Origin of the sequence: Paenibacillus sp. (genome assembly GCF_048976745.1) — a bacterium.
GTDB lineage: Bacteria > Bacillota > Bacilli > Paenibacillales > Paenibacillaceae > Paenibacillus.
On the sequence record NZ_JBHGUU010000006.1, the window covers coordinates 1,255,018 to 1,268,673 of the forward strand.

Below are 13,656 nucleotides of genomic sequence, written 5' to 3' on the forward strand. Positions count from 1 at the left end.
TAACCATAGTCAAGGGAGATTGAGAATATGATAAAGAAATTTGTATACTCTCAAAAAGTTGCACCTTATGTGTTTGTATTGCCATTTATACTCATATTTTTGATGTTCTGGTTTTTCCCGCTTGTAAATTCATTCGTAATGAGTTTTCAAGATAGGATGTTGGGACAGGATCCTAAATGGATTGGTGAAGCGAATTATTCGAAATTGCTTACAGATAAAGTGTTTTTGATATCTATTAAAAATAGCGTTGTGTACATGTTAGGAACCTTAGTGCTGTTAATTCCCTTTCCCATGTTATTCGCCGTTATGATCAACAGTAAGTTAATGAGGGGAAGAGAGTTTTTTAAATCTTCGTTCTTTCTCCCTGCATTGACATCTGTCGCAGTTGCGGGTACCATTTTCCGCCTGACATTCGGTGAAATGGAAGGTTCATTAATGAACAGTTTCCTGGGTCTGTTTGGTGTAGAACCTATTAAATTTTTGAAAGACGGAAATTGGAGTATGGCAGCACTGTTAATCCTCGCATGTTGGAGATGGACAGGCGTTAATATGCTTTACTATCTATCGGGTTTGAAAAGCATTGACAATGAATATTATGAGGCTGCTTCAATTGACGGTGCATCTGCTTGGCAGAAGTTTAGAATGATCACAATGCCATTATTGAAGCCGACCACGGTATATGTTACCACAATTAGTGTTTATGCAGGTTTAGCCATGTTTACCGAGAGTCTGATGATGTTCAACGGTAACAAATCACCCCAAAATATTGGCTTAACCATTGTTGGATATCTGTATAGACAAGGGATTGAGCAGAATAAGCTGGGTTACGCAGCTGCAGTTGGTATCATTCTGTTAGCCATTGCTATGGTTATCAATTTAACACAGTTGAAATTTAGTGGAATGTTCAAAAAGGAGGAGGATTAAAGTGGGCAGAAGTCAGACGAGAAGTGATTTCATCTCTAGAATCGTCATTATTGGTTTATTCATTATACTATTCGTTATAATTATGATCCCATTCTACGCAGTGGCCCTATCTTCCTTTAAACCAGGTGAATCATTAGTTAGATATGGTCTTAACCTACGTTTGGATTTTGAAATCATGAGTTTTGATAACTTCGTTTTTCTGTTTACTGGAGAACATGATTATTTTGTGTGGTTTTGGAACAGTATGATTCTAACAATTGTTCAAGTGGTTTTAACACTTTTTGTAAGCGCATTTGTTGCATATGGTTTTGCAGCATATCATTTTAAAGGTAAAAACTTCCTCTTTATATGTGTTTTGCTCATTATGATGGTGCCTTTCGAAATACTGCTGGTTCCTTTGTACAGCCTAATTAATGATTTGGGAATGGTGAATAGCTATTCGGCAATCATTCTGCCCGGTATAGCCAATGCCGCGACAATATTTTTCTTCAGGCAATATCTACGAAGCATACCCAAAGAGATTATTCAATCTGGGCGGGTTGATGGCGCAAACGAATATGCGATTTATTTCAGACTAATTATGCCGATTATGAAGCCATCCTTTGCGGCAATGGCCATTTTGAATGGTATGAATAGCTGGAATAATCTATTGTGGCCATTCATGGTGCTCGGAGATCAGAGTAAATATACACTTCCAATCGGTTTGAAAACGTTGTTAACTCCTTATGGCAACAACTATGACCTATTGATCGTGGGCTCCTTCTTCTCCATCATTCCAATTTTCATACTGTTCATTGCTTTCCAGAAATATTTCATAGACGGTATGACTGCAGGTGCTGTTAAAGGGTAGTAATATTATGATGAAACAGGTGATAAGATGGAAGTCCAAAAAAGAGTGTTACACGACATACAACCATTGATTGAGCAGAAAGCGGATCCTTTTATTTACCGACATTCAGACGGTTATTATTACTTCGTAGCATCCGTTCCGGAGTATGACCGGATTGAAATCCGTAAAGCCCAGAACCTTGAGGGGCTTGTTACATCAACTCCTGTAGTGATCTGGAGAAAGCGTGAGACGGGTATCCTTAGTGCCAATATTTGGGCACCCGAACTGCATTTTATTAATGACAAATGGTACGTGTATTTCGCTGCCGCACACACGACGGATACGAATGAAGACTTTGTTTGATGGATTTGAGTTCGTTTATCCAACTTGCCATAGAGAGACAGTAAGAACATCGAAGGCACCCAGTAGGGTGCCTTCGAATTCGCTCAACAGATAATACGCCGAACCGTATTATAAGGGTAGGATAGTTTAACAAATAAGTCGAAGAGTTGAGATATACATAAAAGAGCTAAATGAACTATGGAAAGAAGAGGGCGAGGTTCCGCCACACGTTGCATTTGGCAATACGCCGAAAAGGAATATTAATGAAAGTGTGTCTTTGCCTCAATGCTTGGGTTTATGGTTATATCGTGATTGGACTTGCTTTTTTACCCATAATGTAAATTCCAATCCAGCCTAGCAATAATAAGATCTGAGCCAGAGCGACCAGCCACAACACTTCCGTGTAACCTCCTATAATGCAAAGTATAGTATTGACCAGGGGGAACCCCACGAAAGTAAACATGATAGGATAATCTTTTTTGGGAGTGATTGAATAATTAACCTTCCGGTCCCAAAACTTTATAAAAGCTAATGCTAAAATTCCGATTGTAATTATAGAAAGTGTAATCAACATCACCCATTGCATATTAGAGGTTCTTTCGAAGAATGGCCCCATATAATTAAAGAAGTTAGATAAAGGTGAGAACATACACGCTAATGACAGAATGGCCGCCAGAAACGGATAGATATAACCAATTGATTTACTGTAGCCTTTCTTTTTATGCCACCATTCACCAAAATAGGGACAGTAATCGGTATATTAAATAACATTAAAACACTCCGCCCATAGGCGTAAAAACCTTCCCCAAGCGATGAAGCAGTAATTTCAAAAACGGCTGCGTAAAAAAACACAAAACCTATAAACTGCAGTAGAACCGTTTTGGGATGTGTTTCCTTATCAAGGATATAGAAAACCATTAGAACAGCAGCAATTAAGACTATAATATCTTGAATTATCCATACAGGCACTACAGTTATATCACCCATATTTCACCTCCATTTAAGTTTAAAAATAGAATTGAACGTTCAAATAAATTATAATTTCACTGTGTTACTTAAACAACAGGCTGTTCGATTGAGATATGTTAGTTATCATACAAACCACCTTAGATTTGTTCATTATTTTAAATTGGGAGGATATTATGGCAGACAAAAAAACAGATCACAGAGTGAGATATACAAAAATGGTTATAAAAGAAAGCCTGTTGAAGCTTTTGACAGAACGGTCTATCAATAAAGTTACAGTGACCGACATTTGCAGAGAAGCAGGGATTAATCGCAACACCTTTTATACACACTATGCTAATCAGTTTGAGCTTCTTTCAACGATTGAAAATGATCTTTACGAAGACATTAAGCAAGTTGGGATGAGTTCTTCAAACCCTCAAACGCTATCATATGAATTATGTAAGTATATAAAAGCGAATAAAACGATATGTGAGGTTCTGTTCTCAGAGCATGGCGATAAAGAATTATTAGAACGAGTCCTTTATATCAGTCACGATTTAACTATTGAACGATGGAAGACGGAATTAAAATATTTTGATCCACAATTATTTGAGTCCTGGTATACGTTCACCGCTCATGGCAGTATAGCTATTATTAAAAAGTGGGTGAGTGGTGGTCTGAAGGAAAGCCCCAGTAAAATTGCAGCTTTTATTGATAAGGCTACGGAATCCGTATCTAAAGCTTTTTATTCTGAAGAATTGTAGGATTTCCCCGCTTGTCACCAAAAAGCCCGGCAGCTTCTACGCAGTATGGGTGTTGAAACTCACGCCGGCACGAAACTGGTCTTGTAGTTTTGTGAGAATTTCTTCTGTGTATGGATGGAGACCGCAGGGAAGAGAAGTAAAGAAGTTAGCGTACCTTCTTGGAAGGAAATTGAGAATATGAGGGATCACTCGTTTCCAGATGTCTCTTTCAAATATAACTTTGATGAGAGTAGCCATCTAACAGCATTGAATATTATCATTTGCAAAACAGAGAACCGTTGTTGAATAAACAATGCAATTACCCGAATCAATAGGAAACCGAAGTATATGGAAGGAATGATTCAACAATCTAACCGTTATAGGTTCTGTCGTTAAAATTCCGCAAGTTGGTGGTGGCGGGGAGCGCACGGATTGGGTTTCGGTTACAACGACCAAAGAATCAGATACACTAAACATTAATTTTCAGATCGATGGTAAACAGATCACGTCTGCTCCATCGTATACCGTGGATCGCAAAGAAGGGCCGAACCGATTGATCTTCACCTTCAATGGGGTACGTCATCTGGTTTATGACAAGCTGGAGAAGGATTCCGCGATTGGTGTTGTGGTTGAACTTAGGATGATGTGGAATACTCCGTATCAGAGTATCAGTAGCCTGGATATATTCAGTTGAAGCTTTCTTCTGACGGGAAGTCGACACAAGCGCATGAACTTTTCTTTGTCCGTAGTGAAGACATGGAGCAGGGTGAAGCACTGGCCATGTTGGCTGAACAGTATTCTGCCGATGGCAGCAGCGTTGTGCAGACTCAAAATGGAAAATTCACCGTCGTTATGGGAGGCTTCGAGAATTCAGATGAAGAGAAACATTTGAAACAATTTACGGTCCGGAGGACTACAGTGAACCACTGTATGTTGATAGCTGGATGAGCAATGAAAATCCATAATAATGAAAGAAACCTGCCCTAGTGCAGGTTTTTTTTGTTGTAACTATGAGATGTGGAGAAGTGCAAATCTGTAATCTTACATCGTTGTCATTTTTGTGTAAGTTTGATCGATAGGAGATGAAGTTGCCTTAATATACACTTAAATCAATTCAACGCACCACATTCACACCTTTAGGAGGCCAAACTATGAAAAGTGCATATGCGGATCTACTGAAAATAGTAAGTAAAAACAAGCCATCTATTCGGTTGAGGGGATTATTCGAATGTACCGAGATACATGGGCTGAAATAGATTTAACGCAAATCCGCGAGAATGTCATACAGATCCGCAAATTTCTACCCCGTTCGGCCAAATTAATGGCAGTTGTTAAAGCAAATGCATATGGCCATGGAGATATTGAGACGGCCAAAGAAGCAGTAGAGGCAGGCGCGGATTATTTAGCGTGTGCCTTTATTGAAGAAGCCATCCGCTTAAGAAATGCCGGCTTAACACAACCGATTCTTATTTTGACTCCGATACGTCCCGAACTTGTATCTCTGGCTCTGGAACATGATTTGATGCTTACCGTTACACAAGCTTCATGGTTTCAGCAGATGAGAAAATACAAACCTGTTCATACCCGGCATAAGCTATCTGTGCATGTGAAAATGGATACTGGACTTGGGCGAATCGGTATACGTACGGAAGAAGAATGGCTCGAAATGGTTCCGTGGCTCCGAGCTCCAGATGTAATAGTAGACGGGTTCTATACTCATTTCGCGACAGCGGGTGAGACAGACAACAGCTATCTGCAGCTTCAGATTCAACGCTTCCTGGAAATGAAAGAATGGAGCAGTATATCCCAGATTCCAGTCAATCATTTTCACTGTGCGGGAAGTATGGCAGCACTTCGATTTCCGGAATTGTGTATGGATATGGCTCGAATAGGAGCTGCGATTTATGGTTTTTATCCGGAAAAACTAGTATCGAACATCCAGCTAAAGCCCGCCTTCAGTATGCACAGTAGATTATTGCAAACGAAAAGATTAAAAAAGGGCGAATATGTGGGCTACAACAATGCTTATCAAACAGACTCCGATCAATGGATCGGAACAGTGCCTATCGGTTATGCAGATGGATGGTCGCAGAGAATGCAAAATACGAAGGTGCTGGTGGAGGGGCATCAAGCAGAAATTATAGGAAAAATCTCCATGGATCAATTGATGATTAAGCTTCCCATGTATTTTCCGGAAGGATCCAAGGTGACCTTCATTGGTTATTCAGGTGAACAGAAAATTATGGTTCAGGAACTGGCCAATCATATCGGTGGTGTATCTCAAGAAATAACGAGTTCCATCACGGACAGAGTATTGCGAATCTATAAAGAAGGCGGGGAAATTCAACGTGAAATCACGGGAAGTCGTACAACAACATATTGAAATCAGCGTAAGTAACGAAGAACTATGTCACGGGCACTTAGTGTTAATAAATTTTCAAAACCCAATCAGAAGGCAAGTACAAGCTAATCAACTAGAGTCCTTGGATTCCTTACTTTCAATAAAGAAGTTAAATAAGGAGATGCTTCTGGAGAAGCAGTGCTTCAAACAATTTCATGCTCTACTTAAGGCTTGTGGGGGGATGGATGAAATTGTCGCTGTCAGTGCATATCGAACCAAAGAAGAACAATCCCAAATCTATCAGGATTGTTTGATAGAACAGGGACCAGAATATACTTCCAAATACGTAGCCTTGCCTGACCAGAGTGAGCACCAAACAGGATTGGCTATCGATGTCGGTAAATTGAAATCGAATATCGATTTTATTGCACCTTCCTTTCCTGACACGGGCATATACAGGTCCTTCAGACAACATGCCATACAATTCGGTTTTATTCTTCGATATAAGCAAGAAAAAGAATCAATCACTCGTATTGCGTATGAGCCATGGCATTTTAGATATGTAGGATACCCCCATTCCAAAGTCATGGAAGAAAACAATCTATGTTTAGAGGAGTACATCGATTTTGTACAGCAATATCGGTACTCTGGAGAGCAGCTCACAGTTAAAGAAAAGGACATGACAATCCAGATATATTATGTTCCAGCGGATAAAGGGGCGTCTAGTCATATCCCGATCTTGAAATGTGATTCTTATCGGATATCAGGAACGAATCGCGAAGGATTCATTGTTACGACTTTCTCCAACAATTAAGTTATAACAATAGGAATTATATAGATTATATTACATTTTAGGAGGTTTTTAAGATGCAGAAGAAGTCGATTGCGGTATTGTTTGGCGGATGTTCAGGTGAGTATAACGTATCTTTGAGTTCGGCTGCTTCAGTGATTGAAAATTTGGATACCGAAAAATACAATCTTGTGTTAATTGGAATTACGCAGCAAGGTTCTTGGCTCAGATATAGTGGAACGGTTGAGGATATTCGCAATGATCGATGGCAATTGCATCCGAGTTGTATCCCATCCTTTTTCTCACCGAGCAGAGAAGTCAGAGGACTCATTGAGCTCGTGCATACGGAATATCATGTAACACCGATTGATGTTGTGTTTCCAGTGCTTCACGGCAAATACGGTGAGGATGGAACCTTGCAAGGATTATTGGAACTGTCGGGTACACCGTTTGTTGGATGTGGCATGTTATCCTCTGCATTATGTATGGACAAGGAACTGGCTCATAAACTGGTGCAGGCAGCAGGGATTGATATACCGCGTTCCCTTACAATACATCGAAGTGAACGGATGGAAAAAGTGTTATCAGCAGCAGAAGCACTGGGTTACCCTCTCTTTGTTAAGCCGGCTAGATCAGGATCGTCTTTAGGGATATCGAAGGTGAACAATAGGCAGGAATTGATTACTGGGACTGAACAAGCCTTCTTACACGATAGTAAAGTTGTCATTGAGCAAAATATCAACGGTTTTGAAGTGGGGTGTGCTGTATTGGGCAATTCTGATCCCATAATCGGCGTTATTGATGAAATTGAATTGCAGGGACACTTTTTTGATTATTCGGAAAAGTACTCCTTGTTGAGTTCGAAGATTCACTTGCCAGCCCGTATTGATGAGGATACTGCAATGAAGGTTAAAGAGAGCGCTCTGACTATTTATAAAACGCTTGGATGCAGAGGGTTTGCGCGAGTAGATATGTTCCTGGACACTGACGGAAGAATTGTGTTCAATGAAGTCAACACGATACCTGGTTTCACATCGAATTCCCGCTATCCTAACATGCTCCAAGCTAGTGGCATGACTTATGCCAATATTCTTGACCGGCTCATCGAGCTCGCCATTGGTGGAACTGAGAGCGATTGAACTTGCGGTTGAGCGAGGATTGGATGGATCCATTGTCGATGATCTCCTTCAAAGGAACGGATCCCCGAGATTTGCAAGAATACTTTTTTGGATTATCGAAAAATTAGTTGTTCAATTCAGGGGAAATTTTTTTAATGCCTGGCTGAAGATAGCAGGGAAGAGAAGTAAGGAGATTAGCACGCCTTCTTGGGACGAAGTAATTGCAATGAGAGATCGATCTTTTCCAATAGTAGCTTTGAAATACAACTTTGTTGAGAAAAGTTCATCTAGTTCAATCGAATATCACGATTCAGAAAATGAAGAACTGTCAGCTGATAAATATGTTTGTCCATATCTACACGAAACTGTAAAACGTAATATTTTAACTATGACGTCTTAAGAGATTAAACTTTTAGAACCGTTAAGTCTGTGATATGAAGATTTAACGGTTTTTTGTTGCAGTAAAAAGATATAACTTAAATGCAAAAAGAGGCAGCGGAACAATGTTCTTGTCCTCAGATACAAAAGGACAAAGAGGAGAAATCCTCAGACATATACATATGTACAAAATACGAGTTTTGTGAAACAGTACTAATGATTTAAAAGCTGCACAGTGATTTTTAGCCCTGTACAGCCATTCTTCTAATCTCCAAGTTGAAGAATCGTTTAATCCCAGACTACTTCTGTTCCTGCAATAAAGTCGTGAATCGCACGTCGATCCTCACGCAAACCAACCATAAACGCACTCACAATAATTCCGATACCCAAAGTTATCACATACACAAGCCCAGCCACAACAACTCGCATCAGCATTGTACCAATTTTTGGCGGTTCGTGTGTATCGTATTTACGGATTCGAATTCTACATATACGTTTTCCGATGGTTCGACCATACCAGTATACTGGTACTAAAATTGAATATAACGCACTAAGTAGTTTGGCAATCGGCTCATCCGCATCATAGTTACCTGTAAGCACACCTGCAATAATCACTAACGGAATTGAAATAATAAGACTATCCAACACACTTGCTCCTAATCTAATCCAAAAACCTGCTTTATACAAAATACTTTCCTCCAAGCTACAATTTTAAACTAAACGGCTAATTTTCTTCATGAACTCCCTTCATTAAAATATCTAACTTTATGTACACAACTCAAATAGTATAACAGAAAATTTTACCTATCTACGATGTAACTCCTATTTTTTCCTCTTGCACCTACTTGTGAATTTTATAACAAACTATCAGATGTGACTCCTGATTCTCCAACGTAAACAAAATAATAATTATGTAAACAAAAAAAACTACTCAACTTTTGTTAAGTAGCCGTTTGTTCATTCTGCCTCTGCTCTCTTCTCCATATCTTATTCTCCACGATAGCATAAACTAAACCAGCGGTGGCAAAGATCCATATCGATGTCATTCGATTCAGATGGTATCCATTCACGAAATATGGATTGTACATGAGATCAAAAATCCATAGCCCTCCCCATCCAAACCCAACCATATAGATGAAAGTCCTCACTGTAAGAAAACATACATATTTCCGCAGCAGCCATGAGATTGGGCTTAAAATAACAACATAAAAAGCAAACATATAGTGTCCGAATCCCAGGATGAGCGACAAAACATATATCAGCCCCCCTAGATTACGTAAGCCGTAATACTCTGTTGTTGTTATTTGGGACCCTTCAAACCTTTCAAGAACGATGAGTGCTATAAAAAAAATCCCTATAAATAGTAGTCCTAATACCATGTATCGTTGAACCGCGTTCACCAGCATCAGATCACCCCAATGTCTAAACGCATCAAGAAGCGCTTAAGTTACATGCTTTCGAACAAATTACACAATTGCACATAGACCGCCATTCGTTCTGTATGATCTCGTTGATTAACTTGAGAATGACTGGTGAACTATTTACATTCTCGCCAAGTAAAAGAAGTGTTGTTGGAGAAATTGTTTTTTACTTGTATAGATAAATATGACTTATTTGATCTTTAACCCCCGTACAATTTTTCATTTAGTATGGATAAATGTGTGAAGTGGTTGGTATTCCTCCCCTTGCCTCTTTAATATGTTATATTACATTTTAAAATGTTATGACATACAAAAGGAGTGATGCAACGGTCCAAAGACGCTATCATTGAAAATGATGGAAAAATGAGAGCATTTCCTGTTTTTCCTTTTGACCCTACCCGTAACGTTGAAATATTCTATTTGATCCTGGATGTCACCAATCCCTATCAAGAACCATGTGTTATTTACAACATGATTTTTTACCCAAGAACATAGACAATAGTATATTTGAAATTTATAGAACAAATAATTGTATATATGGATGAATGGTGAAAAAGATAAATCTTTTAGAAGATATTTAATAATGAGGTGTGATAATTATGGCAATTGAAAAAGTAAAAGATTTTTTCAAACAATACGGTATGGATTCTCAAATTAAAGAATTTGAAGTATCTAGTGCAACCGTGGATTTGGCTGCATCTGCCTTAGGTTGTGAGCCAGAGAGAATTGCAAAAACACTTTCTTTTATGGTAAATGGACAAGCTATTTTAGTAGTTGCCGCCGGGGATGCAAAAGTGGATAACAAAAAATTCAAAGAGTATTTCAAAACAAAAGCAAAAATGCTTTCTCCTGATGAAGCCATTGATATGGTTGGTCATGCCATTGGAGGTGTTTGTCCATTTGCTATTAATAATGATGTTTCTGTTTATCTAGACATATCTCTCAAACGTTTTGAGACAATCTATCCAGCTTGTGGGAGTAGCAATAGTGCTATTGAACTTACAATAAAACAATTAGAAAAATACTCTAATTACTCAGAGTGGATTGATGTATGTAAAGGATGGAATGATTGATTTATAGTAGTTCTATATGGAGTAGCGCCAACATTTTGACTGTTTTATACGCTAAGTATCAGCGAACATTTGCTTAAAGAAGGAAAAATCCGCTGTATTTGCGCCTTAACGTACCTAGCGTATTTTCGTTAAAATGTTGGCTATACCCTCAAATTTGTGTACGTGCCGAAAGGGAACCATATTGAATATATGACCTCATCGCTTAACCTGTGAATGGGCACTCACATATGGAATGCTCTCCAGAACGAACCTTCTGTATCAATGATATCCTTTATCTCGACAAACGGAATTGTAAACGTTGGAAATCCTGCCGCATAAGGTGCGATATCATATGGATTGAAATAGAGATGCAGAGCATCCGCTGTAACAAAGAACGGCTGATCCGCACTAATCCCCGTATAGGTGTCCGGAAACACATACGAGTATTGAGGATCATTTTTGATCTGATCCCCCACAATCTGGCTTAACACTTTGACATAGTCACTATTCGGCTTAAATAAATCCTTCAGCTCATACAACTGACCATTCGTCAGATTAATGATCGCATAGATCATCGTAGGCATACCATGTGCTGCACCAGCCGGGTAGTTATAACCTGTGAGTTGCAGCTGCAGCAATTGCTGCTGATAGAACGTAATGTCAAAATCCCCTGTATACGTGTAATCGAGCTGTTGATCGGCAGGGATCGGTTTAACCTGGGAGAGTTGCTTCAACTTGGCATTCAGCGCAAGCTGCTCTGCTTGGTTCGTTAACCCCTCCACCTGGGGATAATATACGAGATAGTCTCTGTTCGGTTTATACTTCTCTTCGCGTACACGGTACGGCGGATGAAGTGGAACGATTGTATTTTGCCGCCAGATGATCTGTCCTGCCCGGTTCACATAAGATAAGCGCTGGTCTACATAGGCTTTAATCAGATCTGGTGCCACGACCTCCAGCGTCCCCGAACCTTCTACATAAGGATACCCAGCGGCAGGCCTACCACTCAGATCCAGCAGATAGGTCTGTCTTCCGTCCGAAGCTGATGCAAGACCGTTTGTATAATTGCCTACATCGCGATATACGTACTCCGTAAGCCTTCTACCGTTCGTCTCTGCCATCGCATATACAGAGCCAATATAAGGCTGCTCCGGATTAATGGCTTGCCCGAGCGCGTAACGATGCTCACCTAGTTCGCGGATGTCATTATAAGCGGGTTGAATGATAAATGATCCTTGCGTATTAATGACACCATAGTTCGATTTGTAATCCTCCGCTGTATTGACAATCGCTTGCCCGCCGCTAAAAGGAAATGCCGATGAAAATTTGGGTTGAATGCGGATATTACCCCGTTCATCGATGTACCCATATTTACCCGAGAGCTCTTTTTGAAAAGCAAGCAGTCCATCCCCCAGTGGTCCCACATATGCATAGGGATATGTCGCGAGTCGATGTCCATTGCGATTAATAAGCGCATATTCGTTGTCCTTGATCTGCACAACCGCTTTGCCATCCTGAAAATCATTCGCCGAAGCGAACTGTGCCGGTATCACTTCATTGCCCGACGCATCCAGATAACCATACCGACTCACCGATCCATCTGCCTGACCAGGGATTGAATCGTAAAACAACGCTCGCCCGTCCTTCATATTCGAGATATACGGGTATGCCCGTTTGGTCAGAACTGTACCTTGTTCATTAATCATCTTAAATCCTTGAGAATCAATGGTTATCGCCCGTTCTTCGGAAAAAGAATTAATGGAATCGTATACAGGTTGAACGACATACTGCCCCTGAAGATTAATTACGCCGGCATGACCATCCTTCACAACGACAGCCAATCCATTGGGCTGGAACGCTTGCGCGTCATCCAGAACCGGCTGAAGCCGGATATGTCCTTGGGCATCCATATACCCCCAACGCGTCCCACTCGTGGTTCGAACGGAGATGGGATATAACCATGTCGTTACCCGAGCATGGCTTATGGGGACCATCGCCTGCTTAATTTTCTTTTCCAACTCCTGTAGTACCTCTCTGGAAGGATACGCTTCCGGGAAACTGAGTGCCTTCTGAACTGAAACGAGTGCGGCAGGATACTGACCTGCATGGTATTGAGCATCCGCAAGGTAATACCAATAAAAAATATAATTCGGATATTGCTGGGTAAGTTGCTCGTAATATTGCACCACTTTGGGATAATAGGTTGCATACACGTCAGGCGCTGGAACCCATTTCCCATTCTGCCACCGGATAATCTCTACACGATAGGCTTCACCCGTATCATGTATCCAGAGTGCGATCTCCACCTTGCCATCTCGGCCAAGCGAACCAGGCATATCTATAATCTCTGCATAACTATAATATAGATCGTCAGGCGCCAGGTCTTTGAGCCCTGATTCAGTCCACTCATATACGGCAAGCTTAGACCATATAGATCCTATCCGCCAACCAATAATGAGATTGTTCCTTGCCGTTGAAGTCACAGGGGCTGCCGTCATTAAAGTTACCCCATACCCCAACCCCTTGATTAGTGCCATCTTGATCCAGTGTCCTTGAACAAATTTCAGAATGAGCAAATACAGCTCACCATTCAACTGGTAGACTGCCGCAATCTCCGGCATACCGTCACCGGTAAGATCTGCCGCATAGATCGCTGGATGTTGAACAGGTTTATCAATCGTGACGACCGTTGCACCAGCCGGTATATGTTGATTCACAATCTGCGTTAACAGCGGTTCGCTCATGGACATCTCAGTTTCCTCCCTTATGA

Annotated in this window: 12 protein-coding genes and 1 pseudogene; 10 read left to right on the forward strand and 3 right to left on the reverse strand. The window is 40.5% G+C overall.

Annotated elements, in window-relative coordinates; genetic code table 11:
* Positions 1 to 27: 27 nt before the first annotated feature.
* The 3 genes and pseudogenes from ACE3K2_RS12145 to ACE3K2_RS12155 form a co-directional block, all read left to right on the forward strand.
* On the forward strand, positions 28 to 924 hold the full coding sequence (locus tag ACE3K2_RS12145; protein WP_421890110.1) for a carbohydrate ABC transporter permease: 897 nt from the start codon (positions 28 to 30) through the stop codon (positions 922 to 924).
* A 31-nt stretch (positions 925 to 955) separates the two neighbouring features.
* Positions 956 to 1,774 (forward strand): carbohydrate ABC transporter permease, encoded by an 819-nt coding sequence (locus ACE3K2_RS12150; RefSeq protein WP_421891198.1) that lies wholly within the window; start codon positions 956 to 958, stop codon positions 1,772 to 1,774.
* Between the two features lie 27 nt (positions 1,775 to 1,801).
* Positions 1,802 to 2,104 (forward strand): annotated as a pseudogene (locus ACE3K2_RS12155) (family 43 glycosylhydrolase); the annotation flags it as partial.
* A 645-nt stretch (positions 2,105 to 2,749) separates the two neighbouring features.
* Here the strand turns inward: ACE3K2_RS12155 and ACE3K2_RS12160 are convergent.
* A complete protein-coding gene (locus tag ACE3K2_RS12160; RefSeq protein ID WP_421890112.1) occupies positions 2,750 to 3,082 on the reverse strand; it encodes a hypothetical protein in 333 nt (110 codons plus the stop codon).
* Positions 3,083 to 3,237: 155 nt separating this feature from the next.
* Here ACE3K2_RS12160 and ACE3K2_RS12165 point away from each other — a divergent pair, with 155 nt between their 5' ends.
* From ACE3K2_RS12165 to ACE3K2_RS12190, 6 genes are all read left to right on the forward strand, one after another.
* Positions 3,238 to 3,807, forward strand: a complete 570-nt coding sequence (locus ACE3K2_RS12165) for a TetR/AcrR family transcriptional regulator (protein WP_421890114.1) — start codon at positions 3,238 to 3,240, stop codon at positions 3,805 to 3,807.
* Between the two features lie 669 nt (positions 3,808 to 4,476).
* A complete protein-coding gene (locus ACE3K2_RS12170; RefSeq protein ID WP_421890116.1) occupies positions 4,477 to 4,734 on the forward strand; it encodes a hypothetical protein in 258 nt (85 codons plus the stop codon).
* 280 nt (positions 4,735 to 5,014) lie between these two features.
* Positions 5,015 to 6,169: an alanine racemase gene (gene alr, locus ACE3K2_RS12175; protein ID WP_421890118.1), complete on the forward strand. Its 1,155-nt coding sequence runs from the start codon at positions 5,015 to 5,017 to the stop codon at positions 6,167 to 6,169.
* On the forward strand, positions 6,135 to 6,941 hold the full coding sequence (locus ACE3K2_RS12180) for a D-alanyl-D-alanine carboxypeptidase family protein (protein ID WP_421890120.1): 807 nt from the start codon (positions 6,135 to 6,137) through the stop codon (positions 6,939 to 6,941). Before alr ends, ACE3K2_RS12180 begins: the two co-directional genes overlap by 35 nt.
* Before the next feature lie 53 nt (positions 6,942 to 6,994).
* Positions 6,995 to 8,056, forward strand: coding sequence for a D-alanine--D-serine ligase VanG (gene vanG, locus ACE3K2_RS12185; protein WP_421890122.1), 1,062 nt, complete (start codon positions 6,995 to 6,997; stop codon positions 8,054 to 8,056).
* A complete protein-coding gene (locus ACE3K2_RS12190) occupies positions 8,037 to 8,435 on the forward strand; it encodes a hypothetical protein (RefSeq protein ID WP_421890124.1) in 399 nt (132 codons plus the stop codon). Before vanG ends, ACE3K2_RS12190 begins: the two co-directional genes overlap by 20 nt.
* A gap of 266 nt (positions 8,436 to 8,701) precedes the next feature.
* Here the strand turns inward: ACE3K2_RS12190 and ACE3K2_RS12195 are convergent, their stop codons facing one another.
* The gene (locus ACE3K2_RS12195; protein WP_421890126.1) at positions 8,702 to 9,100 is read right to left on the reverse strand and encodes an RDD family protein; all 399 of its coding nucleotides are present in this window, start codon (positions 9,098 to 9,100) and stop codon (positions 8,702 to 8,704) included.
* 1,333 nt (positions 9,101 to 10,433) lie between these two features.
* Between ACE3K2_RS12195 and ACE3K2_RS12200 the strand changes: the two genes are divergently transcribed.
* Complete coding sequence (locus ACE3K2_RS12200) at positions 10,434 to 10,907, forward strand: YbaK/EbsC family protein (RefSeq protein WP_421890128.1); 474 nt, start codon at positions 10,434 to 10,436, stop codon at positions 10,905 to 10,907.
* A gap of 221 nt (positions 10,908 to 11,128) precedes the next feature.
* On the opposite strand, the gene ACE3K2_RS12205 is transcribed toward ACE3K2_RS12200, so the two are convergent.
* Positions 11,129 to 13,636 (reverse strand): WG repeat-containing protein, encoded by a 2,508-nt coding sequence (locus ACE3K2_RS12205; RefSeq protein WP_421890130.1) that lies wholly within the window; start codon positions 13,634 to 13,636, stop codon positions 11,129 to 11,131.
* Positions 13,637 to 13,656 lie beyond the last annotated feature (20 nt).

Coding starts and splice junctions, on each gene's coding strand:
- ACE3K2_RS12145 (WP_421890110.1), top strand. CDS start 28: ATGATAAAGAAATTTGTATACTCTCAAAAAGTTGCACCTTATGTGTTT.
- ACE3K2_RS12165 (WP_421890114.1), top strand. CDS start 3,238: ATGGCAGACAAAAAAACAGATCACAGAGTGAGATATACAAAAATGGTT.
- vanG (WP_421890122.1), top strand. CDS start 6,995: ATGCAGAAGAAGTCGATTGCGGTATTGTTTGGCGGATGTTCAGGTGAG.
- alr (WP_421890118.1), top strand. CDS start 5,015: ATGTACCGAGATACATGGGCTGAAATAGATTTAACGCAAATCCGCGAG.
- ACE3K2_RS12205 (WP_421890130.1), bottom strand. CDS start 13,636: ATGTCCATGAGCGAACCGCTGTTAACGCAGATTGTGAATCAACATATA.
- ACE3K2_RS12160 (WP_421890112.1), bottom strand. CDS start 3,082: ATGGGTGATATAACTGTAGTGCCTGTATGGATAATTCAAGATATTATA.
- ACE3K2_RS12200 (WP_421890128.1), top strand. CDS start 10,434: ATGGCAATTGAAAAAGTAAAAGATTTTTTCAAACAATACGGTATGGAT.